The sequence below is a fragment of the Yersinia proxima genome (genome assembly GCF_902170785.1).
Classification (GTDB): domain Bacteria; phylum Pseudomonadota; class Gammaproteobacteria; order Enterobacterales; family Enterobacteriaceae; genus Yersinia; species Yersinia proxima.
In genome coordinates, this window is sequence record NZ_CABHYG010000016.1 from 1 (window position 1) to 24504 (window position 24504).

Genomic DNA, 24504 nt, shown 5'->3' on the forward strand with positions numbered 1-24504 from the left:
ATGGTGGGTCGTGCGGGATTCGAACCTGCGACCAATTGATTAAAAGTCAACTGCTCTACCAACTGAGCTAACGACCCGCTGTCATGCGGTACTACTTACTCTTTACTGTAAAACATAATGGTGGGTCGTGCGGGATTACTCGTCCTGCGGACTCGCCCTTCGGGTCAACGCTACGCGTTGCTGTCTCGCTTCGCTCGGCTCGAACCTTTACGGTTCTTATTCCTAACGATTTGATACCCTGCTAACTCTTCATAATGGTGGGTCGTGCGGGATTCGAACCTGCGACCAATTGATTAAAAGTCAACTGCTCTACCAACTGAGCTAACGACCCATTATGTCTACTGCGAACTATAATTTCCTGTTGCTTTAACGTTTTACAAGTTGTCTTGGCAACGGCGGCATATATTACTAATTTCTCTTCACAGTGCAACTTAAATTTCTGTAAAGACGTCTAACTGCTTGTTCTTCGCTCGCCAAAGCCCAGAAATTAGTCAATAAGACCGATTCCTGGGCTCGAAAAAGGCTAAAGAGCAGATAAACGTTTCTGTGCCTGTTTAGCAGCATCAGTGTTGGGATATTGCTTGATCACTTGTTGATAAACCGCCTTCGCTTTGTCGCTTTGGCCTTTATCCTGCATGATCACCCCAACTTTAAACATCGCTTCTGAACTTTTTGGAGACTTTGGATAATTCTTTACTACAACAGCATAATAATACGCAGCATCGTCTTTCTTACCTTTGTTGTAATACAACTGTCCTAACCAATAATTGGCGTTAGGTTGGTAAGTCGACTTTGGATACTGTTTCACAAAGCCTTGGAAAGCAGTGATCGCTTGATCGTATTGCTTTTTTTCAAGAGCCAGAGAAACCGCTGCATTATAATCGCTGTTTTCATCACCAGTACTGGCTGCAGGTGCCGCTGTCGCTGCTGCTGCGCCTGCGGCGGCAGTATCAGAACTTCCAGTCGCTGCATTATCTGTCGCAGCGCCAGCAGCCGCAGGCGTTGAAGTAGACGCCCCCTGACCACCGCTCAGACTATCCATCTGCTGGTAGATCTGTTTTTGCCGCTCAACAATTTGATTGAGCTGATACTGATTTTCTTGGATCTGACCGCGTAAACTATCTACATCGCGTTGCGAATCTGACAGTTGTTGCTGAAGTTGAGTTAATAGTTGGCTGTGAGCGTTGGAAATACGCTCAAGTTGAGTGACTCGATCTTCTACCGAGCCGGAGCCGACATTACTGATTGGCGCTTGGGCAGTAGCGGCCCATGGGACCGCTACGCCAACCAGTAACGACAGACCCACTAAGTGACGTCTGAAGTTACTGTTCATGCGATTCTCTTAGTAAACCAGAACTGCACGACGGTTTTTAGCAAATGCGGCTTCGTCATGGCCCAGTACTGCTGGTTTTTCTTTACCGTAAGAAACGATAGAGATTTGGTCAGCAGAAACGCCTTTACCTTGCAGATACATTTTCACTGCATTTGCACGACGCTCGCCCAACGCGATGTTGTATTCTGGCGTACCGCGTTCATCCGCGTGGCCTTCAACAACAACTTTGTAAGATGGGTTGCTACGCAGGAATGCAGCATGTGCATCCAGCATTTGAGCGAAGTCAGAACCGATATCGTATTTATCGAAACCGAAGTAAACGATATTGTTCTTTTGCAGTTCTTGCATCTGAAGACGCGCTTGCTCTTCGGAAGACAGGTTGCTGCCGTTTTCTGTACCAGTGCCAGCGCCCATGCCAGATTGGTCATTATTTGCGCTTTTGTTGGAACTACAAGCTGCTACAGCCAGAACTGGCAAAGCCAACATTAGCCCTTTTAGCACTTTGTTCAGTTGCATCTCTTTGATCCTTTTTTATAGTTTGCCATACATACGTATTTACACATGCATCACAGATACGGCGACCAGGCAGGAAATTTGACCTGTCCATCAGTTGCCGGAAGACGCGCTTTGAAACGCCCATCAGTCGAGACCAGCTGTAACACGGCTCCCAGCCCTTGTGTCGAGCTATAGATAACCATGGTGCCGTTAGGCGCGATACTAGGCGTTTCATCCAGGAACGTGTCCGTTAACACTTGAACGGCTCCCGTTACCAGATCCTGTTTGGCGATGTGTTGTGCCCCACCATTGGAACTAACCAATACCAGGAATTTACCATCAGGACTCACATCTGCGTTCTGGTTCTGAGAACCTTCCCACGTGATTCGCTGTGGTGCACCGCCATTAATATTCACTTTATACACTTGTGGACGACCGCCCTGATCCGAGGTATAGGCCAGATTCTGGCTATCCGGGAACCAGCTTGGTTCAGTGTTATTGCTACGGCCATCAGTCACCTGGCTAATTTGGCCAGAACCTAAATCCATAACATACAAGTTTAAGCTACCGCTTTTAGACAAAGCGAAAGCCAGTTTTGTGCCGTCTGGTGAGAAGGCTGGTGCGCCGTTATGACGTGGGAATGAAGCCACTTGTCTGATTGCACCATTTGCCAGCGTCTGAATAACCAATGCTGATTTGCCACTCTCAAAAGTAACATAAGCAATTTTGCTACCATCTGGAGACCAGGCTGGTGACATCAAAGGTTCAGGAGAACGGTGAACTACAAACTGGTTGTAACCATCGTAATCAGAAACCCGTAATTCGTGTGGGAATTTACCGCCGTTGGTTTGCACAACATAAGCAATACGGGTACGGAAAGCCCCTTTAATCCCAGTCAGTTTTTCAAATACTTCGTCACTGGCAGTATGCGCGGCATAACGTAACCACTGTTTGGTCACTTTATACTGATTTTGCGCCAAAACACTACCCGCTGCACCAGAAGTATCCACTAACTGGTAAGAAACCACATAGCTGCCATCAGCACCCGGCTGAACTTGCCCCACCACCACGGCATCAATACCGAGCGCAGTCCAGGCCGCAGGGGTGACTTCAGCTGCTGTAGAAGGTTGTTGTGGCATACGCGCCGCATCAATTGGGTTAAATTTGCCACTATTGCGCAAATCCGCACCAACGATCGCACCGATCTCTTCCGGTGGTGTACCTGGCCCCATCCATTTGAATGGAACAACGCCAATTGGACGAGCAGAGTCTACCCCTTGGGTAATCTCAATTCGAACTTCTGCGTGTAAAACAGAAGCCCATAATACTAAAAAGCCTAGCGCAACTCGAAATGCCTGCTTCATCTTATCTCCCTTATCCGAGCGGGATGCCCGCGATAATTAGCAGAATTTTAACAAACCAACGCAAACAAAACTACATAATCCAGGGTTGATTAACAGAATTATACCCTGTCAATCAAACCTTATTGAGGCTTAAATACAAGCGGAGCATTCTTAAACACCTCATACACGTCCTGACTTGGCGGTTTAGGTATTTTAGCGAGCTTCGCCGCAGCGATAGCCGCCTGGCACAGTGCCGGATCGCCCCCTTCCTGTGTAACATCAATTAATAGACCATCTGGTGCCAGTTTAATTCGCAGATTACAGGTACGACCTTTGTAAAGATCAGCATCGTAAAATTTACTTTGGATTGCAGCAGTGACCTGGCCTAGATAGCCGCTAATATCACCTGCTGACGCCCCACTCTTCTTACCACCACCTTTACCGGCAGCAGCAGCGCCTGCACCGGAACCACTTTTCGGTGCATTCTTGGAATTAGCCAGGCCACCAAATAAATCATCGACATCTGTTGCTGCAGAGGCTTCTGCAGCAGCCTTCTTCTTGGCCTCAGCGGCAGCGGCTTTTTTAGCATCCGCAGCAGCTTTCTTCTCAGCATCAGCTGCTGCTTTCTTTTCAGCGGCGGCTGTTGCAGCCTTTTCGGCAGCATCTGCGGCTTTCTTCGCATCTGCATCAGCTTGTTTCTTCGCAGCAGCGGCTACAGCGGCCTCTTTTTTGGCCTCGGCTTCAGCTTTTTTCTGTGCTTCTGCCTGTGCTTTCACCAACTTATCCGCTTCTGCTTTAGCTTGCGCTGCAGCGGCCTCGGCCTGCTTTTGCTCTTCTTTCGCTTTTGCAGCGGCGGCAGCGGCAGCTTTCTGTTGCTCAGCGGCTTCTTTCTGCTGTTCAGCTGCTTGTTTTTTCTGTTCTTCAGCCGCCTGCTTCGCATCTTCCTGTGCTTGCAGACGCTCTTTTTCCAATTCTTTCAGGCGTTGTTGTTCTGCTGCCTGCTTTTGCTGTAATTCTTCAGCTTGCTGTTCAGCTTTCTTCTGGCGTTGCTGCTCCGCGCGTTTAGCGTCCGTCTGCTGCTGTTGCTGACGGTTATATTGCTCTGTCACTGCGCCCGGATCGACCATAACGGCGTCAATAACTTCACCACCAGCACCGCCACCGCCCATTTCAGTCGTCTGCGTCAGAGAGCCCCAAATCAACAGGGCAATCAATACGATGTGCAGAACCACCGACACTATAACAGCGCGATTCAGCTTATCATTTTGTTCGGTTGCCTTACCCACGCTCGATTTCCACACTCGATGTCCGCGATCTATTACTAAAAAACGGAACTGCCAAAAACAGGGTATCTACTGGTTGGACTAATTATCAATCCAACCAATATCAACGCAAATTTATATCGGTTGAGTCATTAAGCCCACCGATGTCACTCCAGCCTGATGCAGCATATTGAGGGCCTTGATGATTTCATCATAAGGAACCTCTTTCGCGCCGCCGATCAGAAATACAGTTTTCGGATTCGATTTCAACCTTGCCTGAGCCTCTGCCACCACTTGTTCTGAAGGCAGTTGCTCCATCCGATTATGGTCAATAACCAACGAATATTGACCGACGCCGGATACTTCGACAATCACCGGAGGATTATCATCGCTGGAGACCGTTTTGGAATCCGTCGCATCAGGTAAGTCCACCTCAACGCTTTGCGTGATAATCGGTGCCGTCGCCATAAAGATCAGCAATAGCACCAGCAGCACATCAAGCAAGGGAACAATATTAATTTCAGACTTAAGCTCGCGCCGTTTACGACCACGTACTCGCGCCATACAACCCCCTACTTATTTGCTCTCGGCGCTGGCAAAAGCCTGGCGATGCAGAATAGCAATGAACTCTTCCATGAAGTTGTCATAGTTTTGTTCAAGTTTATTCACACGCTGATTCAGGCGGTTATAAGCCATAACAGCAGGGATAGCGGCAAACAGACCGATTGCAGTGGCAATCAGTGCTTCAGCAATACCTGGTGCGACCATTTGTAATGTCGCCTGCTTGACGGCACCCAGGGAAATAAAGGCATGCATAATCCCCCATACTGTACCAAACAGGCCGATATATGGGCTGATGGAACCAACAGTACCAAGGAAAGGAATATGAGTTTCCAGCGCTTCTAACTCACGGTTCATAGAGATGCGCATGGCACGGGAAGCACCATCAATCACGGCTTCAGGCGCATGGCTGTTTGCGCGATGCAAACGAGCAAACTCTTTAAACCCAGAATGGAAGATTTGTTCGGAGCCACCCAGCGTATCACGGCGAGCCTGGCTCTCTTGATACAGGCGAGACAGCTCGATACCGGACCAGAATTTGTCTTCGAAAGCCTCTGCATCGCGGGTAGCAGCATTCAGAATACGCGTTCGCTGAATGATGATCGCCCATGAAGCAATAGAAAAGCCCATCAATACCAGCATGATAAGCTTAACGAATAGGCTTGCCTGCAGGAATAAATCCAGAATGTTCATGTCAGCCACTACTTAAACTCCGCGACAATAGACTTAGGAAGCGCTCTTGGCTTCATTTGGTGTGGATCGATACATGCGATCAATACTTCTGCACTACTCAGAAGATTGCCATGTGAGTCGAGAATTCGTTGAGCAAACGTGAGAGAAGCCCCACGCATTGCGGTAATTTCACTCTGAACTTCCAGCATATCATCCAGACGTGCAGGTGCCAGGTATTCTACCGTCATGCGGCGGACAGCGAAAGCGACATGCTCACTGAGCAATTGCTGCTGGTGAAAATTGCGTTGGCGCAACATTTCAGTGCGCGCCCTTTCGTAAAAGGCAACGTAGCGTGCATGGTAAACCACGCCACCTGCATCGGTGTCTTCAAAATAGACACGAACCGGCCATCGAAACAACGTATTACTCACTCTACTTCCCAGTAATGCAGTTAACGGACACACTATACTGAAGAGCGTTAAGCATTGGAATCACTTGCGAGAATAGAACGAAAATAATTATGGGCCAGGCGGCCCATAAGGAGAGATTGTGTTCAGATTAGGCGAAACGTGACCAGATTAGACAAAAAAGTAGAATAATCCCGCGCCCAAGATCACAATTGCTGGAAGTGGTGAGAAAAAAGCACGCAACCACATCCGTTTTGGACGAAAACCTACGCCATGAATCACACCGGTACACACAGCCCACACAATAAAGACCTCTTGCCAGACTTCAAGTGAGCTGGTCGCCGCCGCAAAACGCGAAGGGTCCCAGAACACACAGAAAGCCACAGCAAATGCGAGCACCAGTGAAAGGGCCCGTAACGGGCCCTTATCCATTAGATCGTATAGCTTATCGGACAACATCGTCTTTGCCATTATTAGCGGCTTTCGCTGCTGCATTGGCCTCACTCTGCTCCAACGCCAGAGCAGTAATGATACCAAAGGAGCAGGCCAGAAGTGTCCCTAGAATCCAGGCAAAATACCACATGCTTTATGCTCCTTAGTACAGTGAATGCTTGTTGTTTTCGATAAAGTCTTTATCAATACGTCCGAACATCTTGTAGTAACACCAACTGGTGTAAATCAAGATGATAGGAACAAAAATTATCGCAACAACAGTCATCACTTTCAGCGTTAACAGGCTGGATGTCGCATCCCACATTGTCAGGCTGACATTTGGCACTGTGCTTGACGGCATGACGAATGGGAACATCGTTACCCCAGCAGTCAGGATCACACAGGCAATAGTCAGTGATGAGAATACGAAGGCCCAAGCCCCTTTTTCAAAGCGCGACAACAAGATGGTGAACAATGGCAGAATCACACCAAGTGCTGGCAGCGCCCACAGGCTTGGATACTTGTTGAAGTTAATCAACCATGCACCTGCCTGATGAGCAACTTCTTTGCGCATCGGGTTAGATTCAGCTGCTGTATCCAATACTGAAGTCACAACAAAACCATCAATACCTTTAACTAACCAGATACCGGCCAGCAGGAAGGCAACGCCCATTACCAAAGCAGAAATCTGCGCGGCAGCACGGGCTCGTAGGTGTAACTCACCCCGGGTACGCATTTGTAAGTAAGTCGCACCCTGAGTCACCAGCATGGTTAAGCTGACCACACCCGCCAGTAAGCCAAACGGGTTCAGCAACTGGAAGAAGTTACCGGTGTAGAACAGACGCATATAGCTGTCCATATGGAACGGCACACCTTGCAACAAGTTGCCGAACGCCACACCGAACACTACCGCAGGCACGAAGCTGCCGACAAAAATGCCCCAGTCCCACATGTTGCGCCAGCGGTTGTTCTCCAGCTTAGAACGGTAATCGAAACCGACTGGGCGGAAGAATAACGCAGCCAACACCAGAATCATCGCAATATAGAAGCCGGAGAATGCCGCTGCATACACCATTGGCCAGGCAGCAAACAGCGCCCCACCCGCAGTTATCAGCCAAACCTGATTACCATCCCAGTGGGGGGCAATCGAGTTAATCATAATACGACGTTCTGTATCATTCTTACCGATGATACGCAGCAGGATACCGACACCCATATCGAAACCATCGGTGACTGCGAAACCAATCAGTAGCACACCGATCAGCAGCCACCAGATAAATCGTAATACTTCATAATCAAACATAAGTGGACTCCTGTTTACCGTGCTTCCTGCACTGGGGCAGTCGGCTGTTCAAAATGATAGCGGCCAGTTTTCAGGCTGCTAGGCCCAAGGCGCGCGAATTTGAACATCAGGTACATTTCTGCCACCAGGAACAGCGTGTACAAACCACAAATCAACCCCATGGAGAATAGAATATCCCCAGCAGTAACCGATGAGTTTGCAATTGCTGTCGGTAGCACTTCACCGATGGCCCATGGTTGGCGGCCATACTCTGCCACAAACCAACCTGCTTCCACTGCAATCCACGGTAATGGAATACCGAACAGGGCTGCGCGTAATAGCCATTTCTTCTGACCAATCCGACCACGAACCACGTTATAGAACGACAGGCCGATGATCAGTAACATCAGGAAGCCACAAGCCACCATGATGCGGAAGGCAAAATACAGCGGCAGAACACGTGGAATAGAGTCTTTGGCGGCTAACTGAATTTGTTCTTCAGTAGCATCCGTTACGTTTTGCGTATAACGCTTCAGCAACAGACCGTAGCCCAAATCTTGCTTAGTCTTACTGAATGCTTCACGCACGGCGGGATCAGTATTACCTGAACGTAATTTTTCCAGCAGACTGTAAGCCTGGATACCATTACGGATACGGACTTCGTGCTGAGACATCAAGTCACGCAAGCCGATAACAGGTGTATCCAGTGAACGCGTCGCAATTATTCCCAAAGCGAATGGAATCTGAACCGCAAACCGGTTCTCCATGGTTTCCTGATTTGGGATGGCAAACAGTGTAAATGCTGCTGGAGGTGGCTGAGTTTCCCATTCGGCTTCAATTGCAGCCAGTTTGGTTTTCTGTACGTCACCCATTTCATAACCGGATTCATCACCCAGCACGATAACAGACAAGACGGCAGCCAAACCAAAACTTGCAGCAATAGCAAAGGAACGTTTGGCGAACGGAATATCACGGCCTTTCAACAGGTAGTAAGAACTGATACCCAGAACAAACATCGCACCGGTGACATAACCTGCTGCAACAGTGTGAACAAATTTCACCTGAGCTACCGGGTTTAGCACCAATTCTGAGAAGCTCAGCATTTCCATACGCATGGTTTCAAAGTTGAAGTCAGATGCAATCGGGTTTTGCATCCAACCATTCGCAACCAAGATCCATAGCGCTGAGAAGTTAGAGCCTAATGCCACCAGCCAGGTTACGGCCAAATGCTGGTGTTTACTCAGACGATCCCAACCAAAGAAGAAGAGACCAACGAAGGTAGATTCTAAGAAGAACGCCATTAAACCTTCGATTGCCAGAGGGGCACCGAAGATGTCACCGACGTAATGAGAGAAATATGACCAGTTAGTCCCGAATTGGAACTCCATAGTCAGACCAGTGGCAACACCCAGGGCAAAGTTAATCGCGAATAACTTACCCCAGAACTTGGTCATATCTTTATAGATTTGTTTGCCAGACAGCACATAAACCGATTCCATAATTGCCAACATAAACGCCATACCCAGCGTTAGTGGGACAAATAAGAAATGGTACATTGCCGTTAAGGCAAACTGTAACCGTGACAGTTCGACAATATCAAACATCTTGACTCCTTGCTCCTCGCAGGAAGACTCCGACTTGCGGCAACTTGACCTCCGCTATATTGGAAGTTTAGTAATTACCCGCAGTGAATGCCCAAAAAAACACAACAAAAATAACAATATCAACTACCCAGTATTACACCGCGGTAATAGTACGCTTCTAATCCCACACAATAAATAGGATTTTACGTGACCCAGCTTCGAGTTCTGGATACAGGTCAATAAATAGGCCGTTCGCCCATCATGCCGTAATTTGATCCAGAACAATTTAAGCCCATATGAACATTATTGCCATATTGAAAAGTTGATTTAGAACAATTAATTCTTTTCCATGTTAATTAAAAGTTTGATTGTTTTTATATAATCCATTGCTGTTAATAAAATGTAATTTTATCGTTTAGCTAATGCTTTATTACATCGTTATTATGCGATCCAGGTTAACGTTTAAATTTATTATTTTCAGAGTGAGTTAAATCACATTTCCAAGTTTTATATCAATATAGTAGTTCATCCTGAGGGAAGCGTTCGCAAGTGTTGCCATTTTGTTGCATGATGAAGTGCTATGACATTATAAAAGATTGAATACTCTACAATGAAAAAAATAGCACTCACCACGTTACTCTGTATCAGTACCCCCGTTCTCGCCGCTCAACAAGTTGATATCACCATTCTGGGAACCTCAGACCTGCACGGCACCTTTGTGCCGTGGGACTATGCCAGTGATAGCGAAAACCTGGCTGGCAGCTTGAGCCAAATTGCTACCAAAGTGCATAAAATACGCGCCGAACAGCCGAATATTATTTTGGTCGATGCTGGAGATACCATTCAGGGTAACTTTGTCGAAACTTTTAAAAATGAACCTATTAGCCCGATGATACTGGGCTTCAATGCCTTAAAATATGATGCATGGGTGATGGGTAATCACGAATTTGATTTTGGCTTAAAAGCCTTGTCTACCTCGCTCAAGCAATTTGATGGCGCTGCGCTGGCGGGTAATATCTTCTGGGATTCAGGCAAACCCTACCTCCCCTCTTATAAAATCATTGAACGCCAAGGGGTTAAAATCGGCATTATCGGCATGGACACACCCATGACAGCCGAGTTTGCACAGGGCACGGATCGCATCAATGGCATCCATTTCACTGATCCGGTACAGGAGGTGAAAAAGGTCATTCAGCAGATCCAGCCACAGGTCGATGCCATTGTTCTGGTCGCGCATATGGGGATCGATAATGAAAATCAGCGCCCTGGCACCGGTGTTGGTGATATTGCCCAGGCTAACCCCGAACTTGCCGCCATCGTCGCAGGTCATATGCACGTGAAGATTGATAAGGCCGTGGTGAATGGTGTCATTATCACTGAACCGGATAAATACGGCCGTGCACTATCACGTATTGATCTGAAATTTGAGCAACGGGACGGCAAATATCACCTGATAGAGAAAGACAGTTACACCTACCCTATCAAAGGTATTGAGTCCGATAAATCACTGGAATCACTCTATCAGCCTTACCACGACATTTTACGCGCCAATGCTAATCGTGTGATTGCGACACTAAGTGGCACGAATTTAGTCCCGCCGGATGAGATTAAAGGCATTCCGCAAGTCCATGTGCAGGACACTGGTATTAGTGCGCTGTATCAAGAAGCCGCTCACTATTACGCTCCGCAGGCGCAAGTTATTGCCTTACAGATTGATAATGACCGACCAAAAATGGATGTGGGTGATATCACAGCTAAAGATATTGCATTTAACTATCAATATGCCGGTGGGGAAATTACCGTTTATGCTCTGACGGGCAAAGAACTGAAGCAATATATGGAATGGTCGGCTGATTACTTTAATCAGGTTAAACCAGGGGATGTGACCTACAGCTTTAACCCCCAGCGCCGCGCCTCCAAATATTCCACCAATGATTTTTTTGACGGCGTGACTTACACCATTGATTTACGTCAGCCAGTCGGCTCACGTATCACCGATCTGCGACTCAATGACGGCACTCCCGTTACGGATATCACACCAATTCATCTGGGGATGAACAGCTATCGGATGGGGCATTTGACGCAAAAAGGTGGCGTACTCGAAGGACAAAAATTCCCAATACTGTCAGATAGTAAAGCCCAATATGGAGAGGAAACAGGCACTATCCGTAATTTGACTATTCGTTATCTAACTGATGTTAAAGCGGGTAAATATGAGGGCAAACCACAGCAACGCTGGCATTTAGTGGGATTGGAAGGCTACGAGAAAGAGCGGCAGATTGTTAAACAGCTGATTAATAACGGCACCCTTGCTGTGCCCGCGACAGCTGATGGCCGCTATACCAACATCGCGTCTATCAATGTCAAAGATAAGATATTTAATGATAAAGCCAGCTACCAGGCTGCTTTAGCAACATTACAACAGCAAGCCACCGCAGCAAGCAGTGAACTGATCAAGCAACAGGCTCAAACTGATATTGCATTAATTACCGCGTTAAATAAGTTCTGATTAGATATTAAAAAGGCCACCGCAAGGTGGCCTTAGAGTGCTATCAAAATCAAATGAAGGGGAATCGTGCCGTTGGGGTCGTAGTCGCGTAAGCGACCGGAGTGCCCCGAGGTACGGTAAACCCTTCACTCACTGAGTTACTTGTCATTAACCTCAAGCCACCGCAAGGTGGCCTGAGGTATCGAGCTAACACTGAAATCAGTGCACTCGATGCTATTTATTACTTTGGTAAACAGCTTTCACGGCATTACCGATTTCAGCCAAACTACGGACGGTTTTCACACCCGCAGCTTCCAGCGCAGCAAATTTATCATCCGCCGTTCCTTTACCGCCAGCGATGATGGCACCTGCGTGGCCCATACGCTTACCTTTTGGCGCAGTCACACCAGCGATATAACCCACTACTGGTTTGGTCACGTGATCTTTAATATAAGCAGCGGCTTCTTCTTCTGCGTTACCGCCGATCTCACCGATCATTACGATGACTTCAGTTTGTGGATCTTCCTGGAATAACTTCAGGATATCGATAAAGTTAGAACCCGGGATCGGGTCACCACCGATGCCAACACAAGTTGACTGACCGAAACCGATATCAGTAGTCTGTTTTACTGCTTCATAGGTCAGTGTACCAGAACGGGAAACGATACCCACTTTGCCAGGCAAGTGGATGTGACCTGGCATGATACCAATCTTACATTCACCTGGGGTGATAACACCTGGGCAGTTCGGACCGATCATCCGCGCATCAGACTGTTCCAGTTTGACTTTGACCACCAGCATATCCAGAGTCGGGATGCCTTCGGTAATACAGATAATCAATTTGATACCTGCGTCGATAGCTTCCAGAATCGAGTCTTTACAGAACGGCGCAGGAACGTAGATAACAGATGCAGTCGCACCGGTCGTTTCTACTGCTTCGCGTACGGTATTGAATACTGGCAGGCCCAAATGCTGGGTTCCACCTTTACCTGGCGTCACACCGCCAACCATCTTTGTGCCATAAGCAATAGCTTGTTCGGAGTGGAAAGTCCCTTGGCTACCGGTAAAACCCTGGCAAATAACTTTGGTGTTTTTATCAATTAAAATAGACATTATTTAGCCCCCACTGCCGCTACAACTTGCTGAGCCGCATCTGTCAGGCTGGTCGCAGCAATGATATTCAAACCGCTGTCTGCCAGTTTTTTGGCACCCAGCTCGGCGTTATTCCCTTCCAGACGCACTACAACTGGCACGTTGACACCTACTTCTTCAACCGCACCAATAATGCCGTCAGCAATTAGGTCGCAACGCACAATACCGCCGAAGATATTAACGAAAACTGCTTTCACTTTGTCATCAGACAAAATGATTTTGAACGCTTCAGTCACGCGCTCTTTAGTGGCACCGCCACCTACATCGAGGAAGTTAGCCGGTTCACCACCGTGCAGTTTCACGATGTCCATAGTCCCCATTGCCAAACCGGCACCGTTTACCATGCAACCAATGTTGCCATCCAAGGCGACATAGTTCAGCTCCCACTGTGCGGCCTGTGCTTCGCGCTCATCTTCCTGAGATTTATCACGCATTTCACGCAGTTCTGGTTGACGGAACAAAGCGTTACCATCGGCACCCAGTTTGCCATCCAAACAAACCAGATCACCCTGTTTGGTGATAACCAGCGGGTTTATCTCAACCATCGCCAAGTCACGTTCCAGGAACAGAGTCGCCAGCCCCATAAAGATCTTGGTGAACTGAGCCACTTGCTTCCCGGTTAGACCCAGTTTGAATGCCAGTTCGCGACCTTGATAAGGCTGCGGGCCAGTCAATGGATCCAATGCGACCTTATGGATCAGTTCCGGTGTTTCTTCGGCCACTTTTTCAATTTCAACGCCGCCCTCGGTGGATGCCATAAACACCACACGACGGGAGCTACGGTCAATAACCGCACCCAGATACAGCTCTTTATCGATATCAGTCGCCGCTTCAACCAAGATTTGGTGAACCGGTTGACCATGCGCATCTGTCTGGTAAGTGACCAGCTTTTTACCCAACCACTGTTCAGCGAAAGCACGAATATCTTCTTTGCTGTTAACCAGTTTCACGCCGCCCGCTTTACCGCGACCACCAGCATGTACCTGACATTTAACCACCCACGGGCCCGCACCGATTTTAGATGCGGCTTCTTCTGCTTCACGCGGTGTGGTACAAGCGTAGCCAGTTGGTGCTGGCATGCCATACCGAGCAAACAGTTGTTTTGCCTGATATTCGTGTAAATTCATGATGTTCTATCCATATAAGGTCTGAGTTGGGCCGAAGCCTACCAGGTAGCCTGATTGCGCGGAGGCAGGTTATCAACACCTTGCAATCAGGCTGGCCTTGTTATTTATCTTTTTTATACATCCAGCAGTAAGCGAGCTGGATCTTCCAGCATCTCTTTCACCGTCACCAGATAGCCAACAGATTCGCGGCCATCGATCAACCGGTGGTCGTAGGACAGTGCCAGATACATCATTGGCAGAATCACTACCTGACCATTGACCGCCATTGGCCTGTCTTTGATAGCATGCATACCAAGGATCGCGCTTTGTGGTGGGTTAATGATCGGAGTCGACATCAATGAGCCGAATACGCCGCCATTGGTAATAGTGAAATTACCGCCAGTCAGCTCTTCAACCTTCAGTTTGCCGTCACGGCCTTTTACAGCCAGTTCTTTGATTTTCTTCTCAATATCAGCCATACCCATGGTATCTACATCACGTAAGACTGGAGTAACCAGACCGCGTGGGGTAGAAACAGCAATGCTGACATCAAAGTAATTATGGTAAACCACATCTTCGCCATCGATGGAAGCATTCACTTCCGGATAGCGTTTCAGCGCTTCAACCACTGCCTTGATATAGAAAGACATAAAGCCCAGACGCACACCGTGACGCTTCTCGAAAGCCTCACCATACTGCTTGCGCAGATCCATGATTGGCTTCATGTTGATTTCGTTAAACGTAGTCAACATTGCAGTGCTGTTTTTAGCTTCCAGCAGGCGCTCGGCAACACGTTTACGCAGACGCGTCATCGGCACACGTTTTTCGCTGCGGCCAGCAAGTGCGGCAACCGGAGCGGTAACTTCAACTTTAGTTTCCACGGCAGCGGGTGCTGATTTACGCGTTGCCAAATGGTTATCAATATCTTCACGCGTGATACGACCACCCACACCACTGCCTTTAATGGCGGAAGCATCAAGAGAGTGTTCTGCAATCAGACGACGGATCGCCGGGCTGAGAGTATCGTTGCTTTCTTCTTCCAGACTGGCGGTTTGGCGCTGAGCAGGAGTGGACTCTGTACTTTGGCTTTTTTCTTCGGTCGGCAGACCTGAGCTGTCACTTGGGCGAATGCGGCCCAACACTTGACGCGAAGTCACAGTGGCACCTTCATCTTCCAAAATGGCATCCAAAATACCGTCCTGGCTGGCCGGAACTTCCAGAATCACTTTGTCTGTTTCAATCTCAACCAACACTTCATCACGTTTGACGCTATCACCCGGTTTTTTGTGCCAGGTTGCTACCGAGCCATCAGCGACAGACTCAGGGAGGTCAGGAACATTAATATCTACGCTACTCATTCTCTATCCTTTATGTGTTAACCGGTCGCTATTCAACAGTCAGCGCGTCATTAACCAGAGCTTGTTGTTGTTTCTGGTGCACGGAAATGTATCCCACTGCCGGTGAAGCTGAGGCTGGGCGACCTGCATAACGCAAGGAAGCACCAAATGGAATCACTTCACGGAAGTTGTGTTGGCTGCAATACCAGGCACCCTGGTTGAGCGGCTCTTCCTGACACCACACAAAATCATGAACATGCGCAAATTGTTCCAACACCGCTTGTACCGCCTGGTGTGGGAATGGATAAAGCTGCTCGATACGCACGATAGCGACATCGGTTTGCCCGTTTTTGCGACGCTGTTCCAGCAGGTCATAATAAACTTTGCCTGAACACATCACGACACGTTTGACGCCTTTCGGGTCAAGCTCATCAATTTCACCAATGGCTGGCAAGAAGCTGCCATTTGCCAATTCATCCAGTGACGAGACTGCTAATGGATGACGCAACAATGACTTAGGTGACATCACCACCAGAGGACGGCGCATACCACGTAATGCCTGACGGCGAATCATGTGGTAAACCTGTGCTGGTGTTGACGGAATACACACCTGCATGTTTTGTTCAGCACAAAGTTGCAGATAGCGCTCCAACCGAGCGGAGGAGTGTTCCGGGCCTTGCCCTTCATAACCGTGCGGCAGCAGCATAACCAGACCACACATGCGGCCCCATTTCTGCTCGCCGGAGCTGATGAATTGGTCGATAACCACTTGAGCACCGTTGGCAAAGTCACCAAACTGCGCTTCCCAGATAGTCAGAGTGCGCGGTTCTGCGGTAGCGTAACCATATTCAAAGGCCAAAACAGCTTCTTCCGACAGTACCGAGTCCCACACCTGGAAATCGCCCTGCCCGCTGTGAATATTCGCCAGTGGCACATAGACAGAACCATTTTTCTGGTTATGAATCACAGCATGACGATGGAAGAACGTCCCGCGCCCGGCATCTTCACCCGATAGGCGGATGGGGATCCCTTCATCGACCAGAGTGGCATAAGCCAGTGTCTCAGCTCCGCCCCAGTCAAATGGCTTCTCGCCGCTTGCCATCAAGGCGCGATCGCCATAGATCTTGGCAACACGGGATTGCATTTCAATGGCATCAGGCGCGTGGCTGATACGGCGCGCCAAATCTTGCAGGCGTTTCATCTCAACTTTGCTTGGATATTCTTCATCCCATTCGTGGTTCAGATACGGTGCCCAGGTGAAGGATTGTAGATTCATTGGACGCCACTCTTCCACCACACAGTCACCGCGATCCAATGCATCGCGATACAGGTTGACCATTTCCGTGGCATCTTCCAGGCTGGCGATATTTTGTTCGGTCAGCTTGTCAGCATAGATCTTGCGCGGCGTTGGGTGTTTTTTGATCTTCTGATACATCACTGGTTGTGTTGCACTTGGCTCATCGGCTTCGTTATGCCCATGGCGACGGTAGCAAACCAGATCGATCATCACGTCACGTTTAAAGGTGTTACGGAAATCCAACGCCAGACGAGTTACAAACGCCACAGCCTCAGGATCATCAGCATTCACATGGAAAATAGGCGCCTGTACCATTTTGGCGATATCAGTACAGTATTGGGTAGAGCGCGCATCCAGTGGGTTCGAGGTGGTGAAACCAATCTGGTTGTTGATAACAATACGCACTGTCCCGCCCACTTCATAACCACGGGCTTGAGACATGTTCAACGTCTCTTGCACTACGCCCTGCCCGGCAATCGCCGCATCACCATGAATGGTGATTGGCAGTACCATATTGCTGCGCGCTTCATCCAGTCGGTCACGGCGTGCTCGCACAGAACCGATAACCACCGGGCTAACAATTTCCAGATGCGATGGGTTAAAGGCTAACGCCAGATGAACCAGGCCGCCTTCGGTTTCTACATCAGAAGAGAAACCTTGGTGATATTTAACGTCACCAGTACCCAAATGCTCTTTATGCTTACCGGCAAACTCATCGAACAAATCTTCCGGTTTCTTACCCAACACGTTTATCAATACGTTCAGGCGGCCACGGTGCGCCATACCCAAAACCACTTCACGTGTGCCATTTTTACCGGCATGGCGAATCATTTCTTTCAACATGGTGACCAGCGAATCGCCGCCCTCCAGTGAGAAACGCTTAGCACCAGGGAATTTAGCCCCTAAATAACGCTCCAAACCTTCAGCTGCAGTCAGTTCGCTCAGAAAGCGGCGCTTCTCTTCATCGCTGAAAGTAGGTTTCCCGACCACCGATTCAATACGCTGCTGAAGCCAACGTTTTTCTTCGGTGTTGGTGATGTGCATATATTCAGCGCCAATCGAACCACAGTAGGTCTGTTTCAGGGCTGCATATAGTTCAGACAGCTTCATGGTTTCTTTGCCAATAGCAAAAGAACCAACATTGAAGGTGTTCTGGAAATCGGCTTCAGTCAGATGGTGATAGGCAGGGTCAAGGTCTGGAACAGACTCCTGCTTCCACAAACCGAGTGGGTCAAGATTGGCATGTTGATGGCCGCGGAAGCGGAAGGCATTGATTAACTGCAACACCTTAACTTGCTTGGCATCATTTTCAGGATCGCTGATGGATGAGTTATAACGAGAGGGATCCTTCGCCAGGCGACGGAAATACTCGCGTGTTTGAGAGTGGAACTGATCAGGTTTTACACCCGTTGTAGGTAGTTGTAGAAAAATTGAACGCCAACTATCATCAACGGAACCAGGATCGGTTAAAAAGTCTTCATAGAGCTGCTCTATGTAGGACTGGTTCGCGCCCGCCAGATAGGAGGAATCCAGCCAGGCCTTCATTGCGCCGTTCTGCATCATGATCCCTTAAGCTTTGAAGCTTCAGTTTTCGCCGTGGTTAACATATACACCGTAATATCAACGGTTTGCCGTAAAAACGGTTCACTCGACGTGCTCAATGCACGTTCTGTTATGGACCTTAACGGTCCCGTTCAAGGAACCTCTAAAAACGGACAACTTGCCGGTTTTTAGAGATTCCCTACCTTTAAGCAACCCGGGGGAAACATTCCCCGGGTTAATAAACTCACATCATGCACTATGTTGCAACTATGATCCGTTGTGAAGCGCTTATCATGCGCTACGCTGTAATAACATAGACTTAATGTGGCCGATTGCTTTGGTCGGGTTAAGGCCTTTAGGACAAACACTGACACAATTCATGATGCTATGGCAGCGGAAAACACTAAAAGCGTCGTCCAGATCATCCAAACGTGCTGTTGTTTCCGTATCACGGCTATCTATCAGGAAGCGATAGGCAGCCAGTAACCCTGCCGGCCCCACAAATTTATCAGGGTTCCACCAGAATGACGGGCAAGATGTGGAACAACAAGCGCACAGGATGCATTCATACAGGCCATCCAGTTTTTCGCGCTGTTCTGGCGATTGCAAATGCTCGCGTGCTGGCGGATTTTTGCCATCATTCAACAGGTAAGGTTTAATTTTCTCGTACTGAGTATAAAACTGCCCCATATCGACCACTAAGTCCCGCACCACCGGCAAGCCCGGCAATGGGCGAATCACAATTTTTTTATTGCCTTTTTGCAAAGCTGAAACTGGCGTAATACAAGCCAACCCATTTTTGCCATTCATATTCAAACCGTCGGAGCCACAAACCCCTTCACGGCATGAGCGGCGGAACGACAACGTCGGATCTTTTTCTTTTAACTGGATAAGTGCATCCAGCAACATCATATCCCGACCTTCTTCCGCTTCTAACGTATAATCCTGCATATGCGGCGCGTTATCGACGTCCGGGTTATAGCGATAAATTGAGAACTCAAGTTTCATGACCTTTTCCTCCGCAGCGGGTTAGGTTTAACCCTATCAACACGACACATGCATTAATAAGAACGCACTTTCGGCGGGAATGCCGCGCGTAGCTTAGGTTGCATGTTTACCTCACGGCGGGTCATGCTTTCAGTGCCTGGCAAATAGAGCGAATGGCACAGCCAGTTGGCATCATCACGTTCCGGGAAATCGAAGCGGCTATGTGCGCCACGGCTTTCAGTACGGAAGTTTGCTGACACGGCAGTGGAAAACGCAGTTTCCATCAGGTTATCCAATTCCAGGCATTCAATACGCTGGGTATTAAACTCGCTAGAAGTGTCATCCAGACGGGCATTTTGCAGACGTTCGCGGATAGTTCTCAGTTCTTCTAACCCTTTAGCCATTGCATCACCTTCGCGGAATACCGAGAAGTTATGCTGCATGCAGGATTGTAATGCTTTGCGGATCTCAACCGGATCTTCACCTGAGCGAGTGTTATTCCAGCGGTTCATTCGATCCAGTGATGCTTCAATATCAGAATCACTGGCATCGCGACTAGCACCCTGCTCCATCAAAGACTCTTGCAGATGCATACCGGCTGCGCGACCAAAGACCACCAAGTCCAGCAATGAGTTCCCCCCCAAACGGTTAGCACCGTGGACGGAAACACAAGCAATTTCACCCACAGCAAACAGACCAGGAATGACAACATCTTCACCCTTTTCATTTACTGTGATGGCCTGACCGGTCACCTTGGTTGGGATACCGCCCATCATATAATGGCAGGTTGGGATAACCGGAATAGGTTCTTTAATGGGGTCAACATGGGCAAAGGTACGAGATAACTCAAGAATACCCGGCAGACGGGATTCCAGCACATCTTTACCCAAGTGATCCAATTTCAGTTTGGCATGCGGACCCCAAGGGCCATCGCAACCACGGCCTTCACGGATTTCAATCATAATAGAACGCGCAACCACATCACGACCGGCCAAATCTTTGGCGTTCGGTGCATAGCGTTCCATAAAGCGCTCGCCGTGTTTATTCAGCAGATAACCGCCTTCACCGCGGCAACCCTCAGTCACCAACACGCCCGCCCCGGCAATACCCGTCGGGTGGAACTGCCACATTTCCATGTCCTGCACCGGTACACCGGCACGCAAGGCCATGCCAACACCGTCACCGGTATTAATGTGCGCATTGGTTGTTGATTGGTAAATACGGCCGGCACCGCCGGTGGCCAGCACGGTGGCCCGCGCTTTGAAATAGACCACTTCACCGGTTTCAATGCAAATAGCCGTACAGCCCACAAAAGCGCCGTCCTGATTCTTCACTAAATCCAGTGCATACCACTCAGAGAATATAGTGGTGTGGTTTTTCAGGTTTTGCTGATAAAGGGTGTGTAACAGTGCATGCCCGGTACGGTCAGCCGCAGCCGCAGTACGCGCCGCTTGCTCACCGCCAAAGTTAAGCGACTGCCCACCGAATGGCCGCTGATAAATGCTGCCATCTTCTAAACGGGAGAACGGTAACCCCATGTGTTCCAATTCAAGCACCGCTTCAGGGCCTGTTTTACACATATATTCGATGGCATCCTGGTCACCGATATAATCGGAACCTTTTACCGTGTCATACATATGCCATTCCCAGTTATCTTCATGGGTATTACCCAGTGCGACAGTAATACCACCCTGCGCAGATACGGTATGGGAACGGGTTGGGAATACTTTTGATATCAGGGCGCAAGACAGCCCCATTTGTGAAATTTGTAGTGCCGCGCGCATACCTGCGCCACCCGCACCAATAACAACAGCATCAAACTCTCTGACCGGCAGTTTCATTTAAGCACCCCACACCACAATTGTTCCATACAAGAGGTAGACCAGCAGCGTAATCACCACGGCCAGTTGTAACACCAGTCGTACCGCTAGCGGCTTGATATAGTCCGTTAATACCTGCCATAGACCAATCCAGGCATGAGCCAGAATCGACAGCAATGTCAGCAGGGTAAATACTTTTGTGATGTGCGAAGCAAAGAAGCCACGCCAGATTTCATAGGTGATGTCTGGGACAATAACGACGAAGCCCAGAATATAAAGAATATAAAGAGTGATGACGATTGCAGAAGCACGCAGTAACAGCCAGTCGTGTACTCCATTACGCCCTAACGCAGAAGCATTGCTTACCATACAAGGACTCCAGCTAAAACTGACAGCACCAGGGTTAACACCATTACGACTTGGGCGGAGCGGGTCCCCGCAGCCAAGCTCTCTTCGACATAGCCAAAATCCATCAGCAAGTGACGGATGCCACCGCAAACGTGATAAGCCAGTGCCGTGAGTATTCCCCAGAAGATGAATTTAACAAAAAAGCTATTCATGACAGCCGCGGCTTGCATGAACCCTTCTTGCGAGGATACAGACAAACCTAACAGCCAAAGGAGGATACCAACGGCAACGAAAGTCATTACGCCAGAGACTCGGTGTAAAATGGACGCTATCGCAGTAACAGGAAATCGAATCGTTTGCAGATCCAAATTGACAGGTCTTTGTTTTTTCACGGTTTTGCCCACACAGCTCTTATTATTTTCCTTCCTCCGGGCCTGGGCGTGGATCAGACAGCGTTAAGAGCCGAAACCCTTCACATCGCACATTTAGACATAACATCCTGAATGCTTAAATGGCGTGTTCTGTATAACGCTGGGTGCTCCTACTTCAGGGTAATCCGGAGACCTGGCGGCAGTATAGGTGGTTCACATTCTTATTACAATTCCCACACAAACTGATTGGTAACATTTCCCCTGAACAGTGATTAGGATCACGATTTACACAATTTATATAAAATTAATTATCTGATTTGACAAAGAATAAACATTTCTATTACAACTAGGGTAGAAATAAGCCCTATGATGCACTAAAGGTCTGCGGATACACTTCCCCATAAGCCTAAGTTATGCAACAGTGTAGTGAGTGAATATCCCCATAGATATCGTAGGCAATGAACCATAAACGATAAGTATCCGACAAATCGTTAACAACTTTGTAACGTCACCATCAATCCAACCCTCCGGATTGTTGGTCGCATTGGCGAGACACTCTGTACCCTAAATCATGTTTTTATAGTGAATAAAACAGAGCAGTGCTGATGAGGTGATGGCCGCAGGGACATCTAAGACATTTCAGTTGTTAGGGGTTTTAAAATAAGCGCTAAGGAGACTGTAAATGGCTGACAAAAATGCGACGCTGAATCTGGAAAGCGGAGCTGTGATCGAACTGGGTATTCTATCCCCAACTCTCGGCACTGACGTGATCGACGTCCGCACCTTAGGTTCTAAAGGGTATTTTACCTATGACCCAGGGTTCACCTCTACCGCATCCTGCGAATCAAAAATCACCTTTATCGACGGTGATGAAGGGATATTACTACATCGTGGCTATCCGATTGATCAGCTAGCAAAAAATTCTACTTATCTGGAAGTTTGCTACATCCTGCTCTACGGTGAAACACCCACCGCAGAAGAGTATGAAACCTTCAAAGCAACAGTCACCCGCCACACCATGATCCACGAGCAGATAACCAGTCTGTTTCGGGGATTCCGCCGCGACTCACACCCTATGGCCGTACTATGCGGTGTGACCGGTGCACTGGCCGCTTTCTATCATGATGCGCTGGATGTTAACAATGAGCGGCATCGTGAAATCACTGCCTTCCGTCTGCTGTCAAAAATGCCGACAGTTGCCGCAATGTGCTACAAATACTCCATCGGCCAGCCGTTTGTTTATCCGCGCAACGACCTGTCCTATGCCGGTAACTTCCTGCGCATGATGTTCTCAACCCCGTGCGAAGAATATGAAGTTAACCCTGTGTTGGAACGCGCAATGGATCGTATTTTCATCCTGCATGCCGACCACGAACAGAACGCATCAACCTCTACCGTGCGTACTGCCGGCTCATCGGGTGCTAACCCGTTCGCCTGTATTGCTGCGGGGATCGCCTCCCTGTGGGGGCCAGCGCACGGCGGTGCGAACGAAGCCTGCCTGAAGATGCTGGAAGAAATTAAAAGTGTTGAACACATTCCAGAATTTATCAAACGCGCCAAAGATAAAAATGACTCATTCCGCCTGATGGGCTTCGGTCATCGTGTGTATAAAAACCATGATCCACGCGCAACTGTCATGCGTGAAACCTGCCATGAAGTGTTGAAAGAGCTGAACCTGAACGATAACTTACTGGAAGTGGCGATGGAGTTAGAGCATATTGCGCTGAACGACCCGTACTTCATCGAGAGAAAACTGTATCCAAACGTCGATTTCTACTCAGGCATCATCCTGAAAGCGTTGGGTATTCCGTCTTCCATGTTTACCGTAATCTTTGCTATCGCTCGTACCATTGGCTGGATTGCTCACTGGAATGAAATGCACGATGACGGTATCAAAATCGCCCGTCCGCGTCAGCTTTACACTGGTTACGCCGAACGTGACTTCAAGAGTCAGTTGAAGAAATAAGCAGATTTACTTTTCTGTCTAATCGGGAAACGCCACCTTAATCGGTGGCGTTTTTTTATCATCGAATTAGTGAATTGCGCCACCAGCAATATGCAAATCATGATCAACCTGTAATGCAATAGAGATAGCTAACTCCAGCGCTATCACTACCGATTGTGCTGACATGCTTGGCGCACCTGGATGATTGACCGCCTGCTCAGGTAAATAAGGGATATGAATAAAACCGCCCTTAATCTCATTACCTGTCTGATTCAGTCGATGCAATAGCCCATACATAACGTGATTACAGACATAGGTGCCAGCAGTTTGAGACACCGAGGCAGGAATACCTGCGTCACGAATCCCCTGCACCATTGCTTTGATCGGTAACCGAGTAAAGTAAGCCGCTGGGCCATTTTCAACTATCGGCTGGTCTACCGGCTGTTTGCCAAGATTATCCGCAATGCGGGCGTCATCAATATTAATCGCAACCCGTTCGATAGTGATATCAGCGCGCCCACCAGCCTGACCAACGGCCAGCACTAATACAGGCTGAATATCATCTATTGCAGCATTGAGTACGGTTAATGCCTCACCAAAAGCGCATGGTAATTGACGCGCGACCACTCTGACACCACCCAACATTAAATCATTCAGTTGACTAACCACTTCCCAGGAAGGATTCACAGCCTCGCCACCAAATGGCTCAAATCCGGTAATTAATACTCTTTTCATCGCCTC

General features: G+C 48.5%; 22 protein-coding genes, 2 tRNA genes and 1 other RNA gene. 2 read left to right on the top strand and 23 right to left on the bottom strand.

Going from position 1 to position 24504, the window contains the following annotated elements; genetic code table 11:
* Position 1: 1 nt before the first annotated feature.
* From FTB31_RS13740 to cydA, 14 genes are all read right to left on the bottom strand, one after another.
* A tRNA-Lys gene (locus FTB31_RS13740) sits at positions 2 to 77 on the bottom strand.
* Between the two features lie 41 nt (positions 78 to 118).
* A non-coding RNA gene (locus FTB31_RS13745) (RtT sRNA) lies at positions 119 to 241 on the bottom strand.
* 14 nt (positions 242 to 255) lie between these two features.
* Positions 256 to 331 (bottom strand) — tRNA-Lys (locus FTB31_RS13750).
* Positions 332 to 523: 192 nt separating this feature from the next.
* Entirely contained in the window at positions 524 to 1333 is an 810-nt protein-coding gene (cpoB, locus tag FTB31_RS13755; protein WP_005165506.1) for a cell division protein CpoB, read from the bottom strand.
* 9 nt (positions 1334 to 1342) lie between these two features.
* Complete coding sequence (pal, locus tag FTB31_RS13760; protein ID WP_005278500.1) at positions 1343 to 1849, bottom strand: peptidoglycan-associated lipoprotein Pal; 507 nt, start codon at positions 1847 to 1849, stop codon at positions 1343 to 1345.
* Positions 1850 to 1899: 50 nt separating this feature from the next.
* Positions 1900 to 3192 carry a Tol-Pal system beta propeller repeat protein TolB gene (gene tolB, locus FTB31_RS13765; protein WP_050077802.1) on the bottom strand — a complete coding sequence of 431 codons (1293 nt, stop codon included), beginning with the start codon at positions 3190 to 3192 and terminating at the stop codon, positions 1900 to 1902.
* A gap of 119 nt (positions 3193 to 3311) precedes the next feature.
* Positions 3312 to 4457, bottom strand: a complete 1146-nt coding sequence (gene tolA / locus FTB31_RS13770) for a cell envelope integrity protein TolA (protein ID WP_050915953.1) — start codon at positions 4455 to 4457, stop codon at positions 3312 to 3314.
* A gap of 111 nt (positions 4458 to 4568) precedes the next feature.
* Positions 4569 to 4997: a colicin uptake protein TolR gene (gene tolR / locus FTB31_RS13775; RefSeq protein ID WP_019081137.1), complete on the bottom strand. Its 429-nt coding sequence runs from the start codon at positions 4995 to 4997 to the stop codon at positions 4569 to 4571.
* Between the two features lie 12 nt (positions 4998 to 5009).
* Positions 5010 to 5696, bottom strand: coding sequence for a Tol-Pal system protein TolQ (gene tolQ, locus FTB31_RS13780; RefSeq protein ID WP_004393307.1), 687 nt, complete (start codon positions 5694 to 5696; stop codon positions 5010 to 5012).
* Positions 5696 to 6097 carry a tol-pal system-associated acyl-CoA thioesterase gene (ybgC, locus tag FTB31_RS13785; RefSeq protein WP_005165498.1) on the bottom strand — a complete coding sequence of 134 codons (402 nt, stop codon included), beginning with the start codon at positions 6095 to 6097 and terminating at the stop codon, positions 5696 to 5698. Before ybgC ends, tolQ begins: the two co-directional genes overlap by 1 nt.
* Positions 6098 to 6244: 147 nt before the next feature.
* Positions 6245 to 6532: a cyd operon protein YbgE gene (gene ybgE / locus FTB31_RS13790; RefSeq protein WP_050077798.1), complete on the bottom strand. Its 288-nt coding sequence runs from the start codon at positions 6530 to 6532 to the stop codon at positions 6245 to 6247.
* Positions 6519 to 6656 (bottom strand): cytochrome bd-I oxidase subunit CydX, encoded by a 138-nt coding sequence (gene cydX, locus FTB31_RS13795; protein WP_005165495.1) that lies wholly within the window; start codon positions 6654 to 6656, stop codon positions 6519 to 6521. Before cydX ends, ybgE begins: the two co-directional genes overlap by 14 nt.
* Positions 6657 to 6668: 12 nt before the next feature.
* Positions 6669 to 7808, bottom strand: a complete 1140-nt coding sequence (cydB, locus tag FTB31_RS13800) for a cytochrome d ubiquinol oxidase subunit II (protein ID WP_077174344.1) — start codon at positions 7806 to 7808, stop codon at positions 6669 to 6671.
* A gap of 14 nt (positions 7809 to 7822) precedes the next feature.
* Positions 7823 to 9391, bottom strand: a complete 1569-nt coding sequence (cydA, locus tag FTB31_RS13805; protein WP_050077794.1) for a cytochrome ubiquinol oxidase subunit I — start codon at positions 9389 to 9391, stop codon at positions 7823 to 7825.
* A 589-nt stretch (positions 9392 to 9980) separates the two neighbouring features.
* Here cydA and FTB31_RS13810 point away from each other — a divergent pair.
* Entirely contained in the window at positions 9981 to 11879 is a 1899-nt protein-coding gene (locus FTB31_RS13810) for a bifunctional metallophosphatase/5'-nucleotidase (protein ID WP_227731488.1), read from the top strand.
* Positions 11880 to 12092: 213 nt separating this feature from the next.
* Here the strand turns inward: FTB31_RS13810 and sucD are convergent, their stop codons facing one another.
* The 8 genes from sucD to sdhC all read right to left on the bottom strand — a co-directional run bounded on the left by sucD (position 12093) and on the right by sdhC (position 21851).
* Positions 12093 to 12971, bottom strand: a complete 879-nt coding sequence (gene sucD, locus FTB31_RS13815) for a succinate--CoA ligase subunit alpha (protein ID WP_050077790.1) — start codon at positions 12969 to 12971, stop codon at positions 12093 to 12095.
* A complete protein-coding gene (sucC, locus tag FTB31_RS13820; protein WP_005165485.1) occupies positions 12971 to 14137 on the bottom strand; it encodes an ADP-forming succinate--CoA ligase subunit beta in 1167 nt (388 codons plus the stop codon). Before sucC ends, sucD begins: the two co-directional genes overlap by 1 nt.
* 113 nt (positions 14138 to 14250) lie before the next feature.
* Positions 14251 to 15474: a 2-oxoglutarate dehydrogenase complex dihydrolipoyllysine-residue succinyltransferase gene (odhB, locus tag FTB31_RS13825; RefSeq protein ID WP_050077789.1), complete on the bottom strand. Its 1224-nt coding sequence runs from the start codon at positions 15472 to 15474 to the stop codon at positions 14251 to 14253.
* A 28-nt stretch (positions 15475 to 15502) separates the two neighbouring features.
* Positions 15503 to 18310, bottom strand: coding sequence for a 2-oxoglutarate dehydrogenase E1 component (gene sucA, locus FTB31_RS13830; protein WP_077174345.1), 2808 nt, complete (start codon positions 18308 to 18310; stop codon positions 15503 to 15505).
* 273 nt (positions 18311 to 18583) lie between these two features.
* Positions 18584 to 19300: a succinate dehydrogenase iron-sulfur subunit gene (locus FTB31_RS13835; RefSeq protein ID WP_005165479.1), complete on the bottom strand. Its 717-nt coding sequence runs from the start codon at positions 19298 to 19300 to the stop codon at positions 18584 to 18586.
* 53 nt (positions 19301 to 19353) lie between these two features.
* On the bottom strand, positions 19354 to 21120 hold the full coding sequence (gene sdhA / locus FTB31_RS13840; protein ID WP_019081143.1) for a succinate dehydrogenase flavoprotein subunit: 1767 nt from the start codon (positions 21118 to 21120) through the stop codon (positions 19354 to 19356).
* A complete protein-coding gene (gene sdhD / locus FTB31_RS13845; RefSeq protein ID WP_004700691.1) occupies positions 21121 to 21468 on the bottom strand; it encodes a succinate dehydrogenase membrane anchor subunit in 348 nt (115 codons plus the stop codon).
* The gene (gene sdhC, locus FTB31_RS13850; protein ID WP_005165474.1) at positions 21462 to 21851 is read right to left on the bottom strand and encodes a succinate dehydrogenase cytochrome b556 subunit; all 390 of its coding nucleotides are present in this window, start codon (positions 21849 to 21851) and stop codon (positions 21462 to 21464) included. The genes sdhD and sdhC overlap by 7 nt, the downstream gene beginning before the upstream one ends.
* 649 nt (positions 21852 to 22500) lie before the next feature.
* On the opposite strand from sdhC, the gene FTB31_RS13855 reads away from it, so the two are divergent.
* On the top strand, positions 22501 to 23784 hold the full coding sequence (locus FTB31_RS13855; protein WP_077174346.1) for a citrate synthase: 1284 nt from the start codon (positions 22501 to 22503) through the stop codon (positions 23782 to 23784).
* 66 nt (positions 23785 to 23850) lie between these two features.
* Here FTB31_RS13855 and pcp read toward each other — a convergent pair whose 3' ends face one another.
* Positions 23851 to 24498: a pyroglutamyl-peptidase I gene (gene pcp / locus FTB31_RS13860; RefSeq protein ID WP_050077786.1), complete on the bottom strand. Its 648-nt coding sequence runs from the start codon at positions 24496 to 24498 to the stop codon at positions 23851 to 23853.
* Between the last annotated feature and the right edge of the window lie 6 nt (positions 24499 to 24504).

Coding starts and splice junctions, on each gene's coding strand:
- tolR (WP_019081137.1), bottom strand. CDS start 4,997: ATGGCGCGAGTACGTGGTCGTAAACGGCGCGAGCTTAAGTCTGAAATT.
- odhB (WP_050077789.1), bottom strand. CDS start 15,474: ATGAGTAGCGTAGATATTAATGTTCCTGACCTCCCTGAGTCTGTCGCT.
- cydA (WP_050077794.1), bottom strand. CDS start 9,391: ATGTTTGATATTGTCGAACTGTCACGGTTACAGTTTGCCTTAACGGCA.
- cydX (WP_005165495.1), bottom strand. CDS start 6,656: ATGTGGTATTTTGCCTGGATTCTAGGGACACTTCTGGCCTGCTCCTTT.
- sucD (WP_050077790.1), bottom strand. CDS start 12,971: ATGTCTATTTTAATTGATAAAAACACCAAAGTTATTTGCCAGGGTTTT.
- sucC (WP_005165485.1), bottom strand. CDS start 14,137: ATGAATTTACACGAATATCAGGCAAAACAACTGTTTGCTCGGTATGGC.
- pcp (WP_050077786.1), bottom strand. CDS start 24,498: ATGAAAAGAGTATTAATTACCGGATTTGAGCCATTTGGTGGCGAGGCT.
- sdhD (WP_004700691.1), bottom strand. CDS start 21,468: ATGGTAAGCAATGCTTCTGCGTTAGGGCGTAATGGAGTACACGACTGG.
- FTB31_RS13810 (WP_227731488.1), top strand. CDS start 9,981: ATGAAAAAAATAGCACTCACCACGTTACTCTGTATCAGTACCCCCGTT.
- sucA (WP_077174345.1), bottom strand. CDS start 18,310: ATGCAGAACGGCGCAATGAAGGCCTGGCTGGATTCCTCCTATCTGGCG.
- cpoB (WP_005165506.1), bottom strand. CDS start 1,333: ATGAACAGTAACTTCAGACGTCACTTAGTGGGTCTGTCGTTACTGGTT.
- pal (WP_005278500.1), bottom strand. CDS start 1,849: ATGCAACTGAACAAAGTGCTAAAAGGGCTAATGTTGGCTTTGCCAGTT.
- cydB (WP_077174344.1), bottom strand. CDS start 7,808: ATGTTTGATTATGAAGTATTACGATTTATCTGGTGGCTGCTGATCGGT.
- sdhA (WP_019081143.1), bottom strand. CDS start 21,120: ATGAAACTGCCGGTCAGAGAGTTTGATGCTGTTGTTATTGGTGCGGGT.
- tolB (WP_050077802.1), bottom strand. CDS start 3,192: ATGAAGCAGGCATTTCGAGTTGCGCTAGGCTTTTTAGTATTATGGGCT.
- FTB31_RS13855 (WP_077174346.1), top strand. CDS start 22,501: ATGGCTGACAAAAATGCGACGCTGAATCTGGAAAGCGGAGCTGTGATC.
- ybgE (WP_050077798.1), bottom strand. CDS start 6,532: ATGTTGTCCGATAAGCTATACGATCTAATGGATAAGGGCCCGTTACGG.
- FTB31_RS13835 (WP_005165479.1), bottom strand. CDS start 19,300: ATGAAACTTGAGTTCTCAATTTATCGCTATAACCCGGACGTCGATAAC.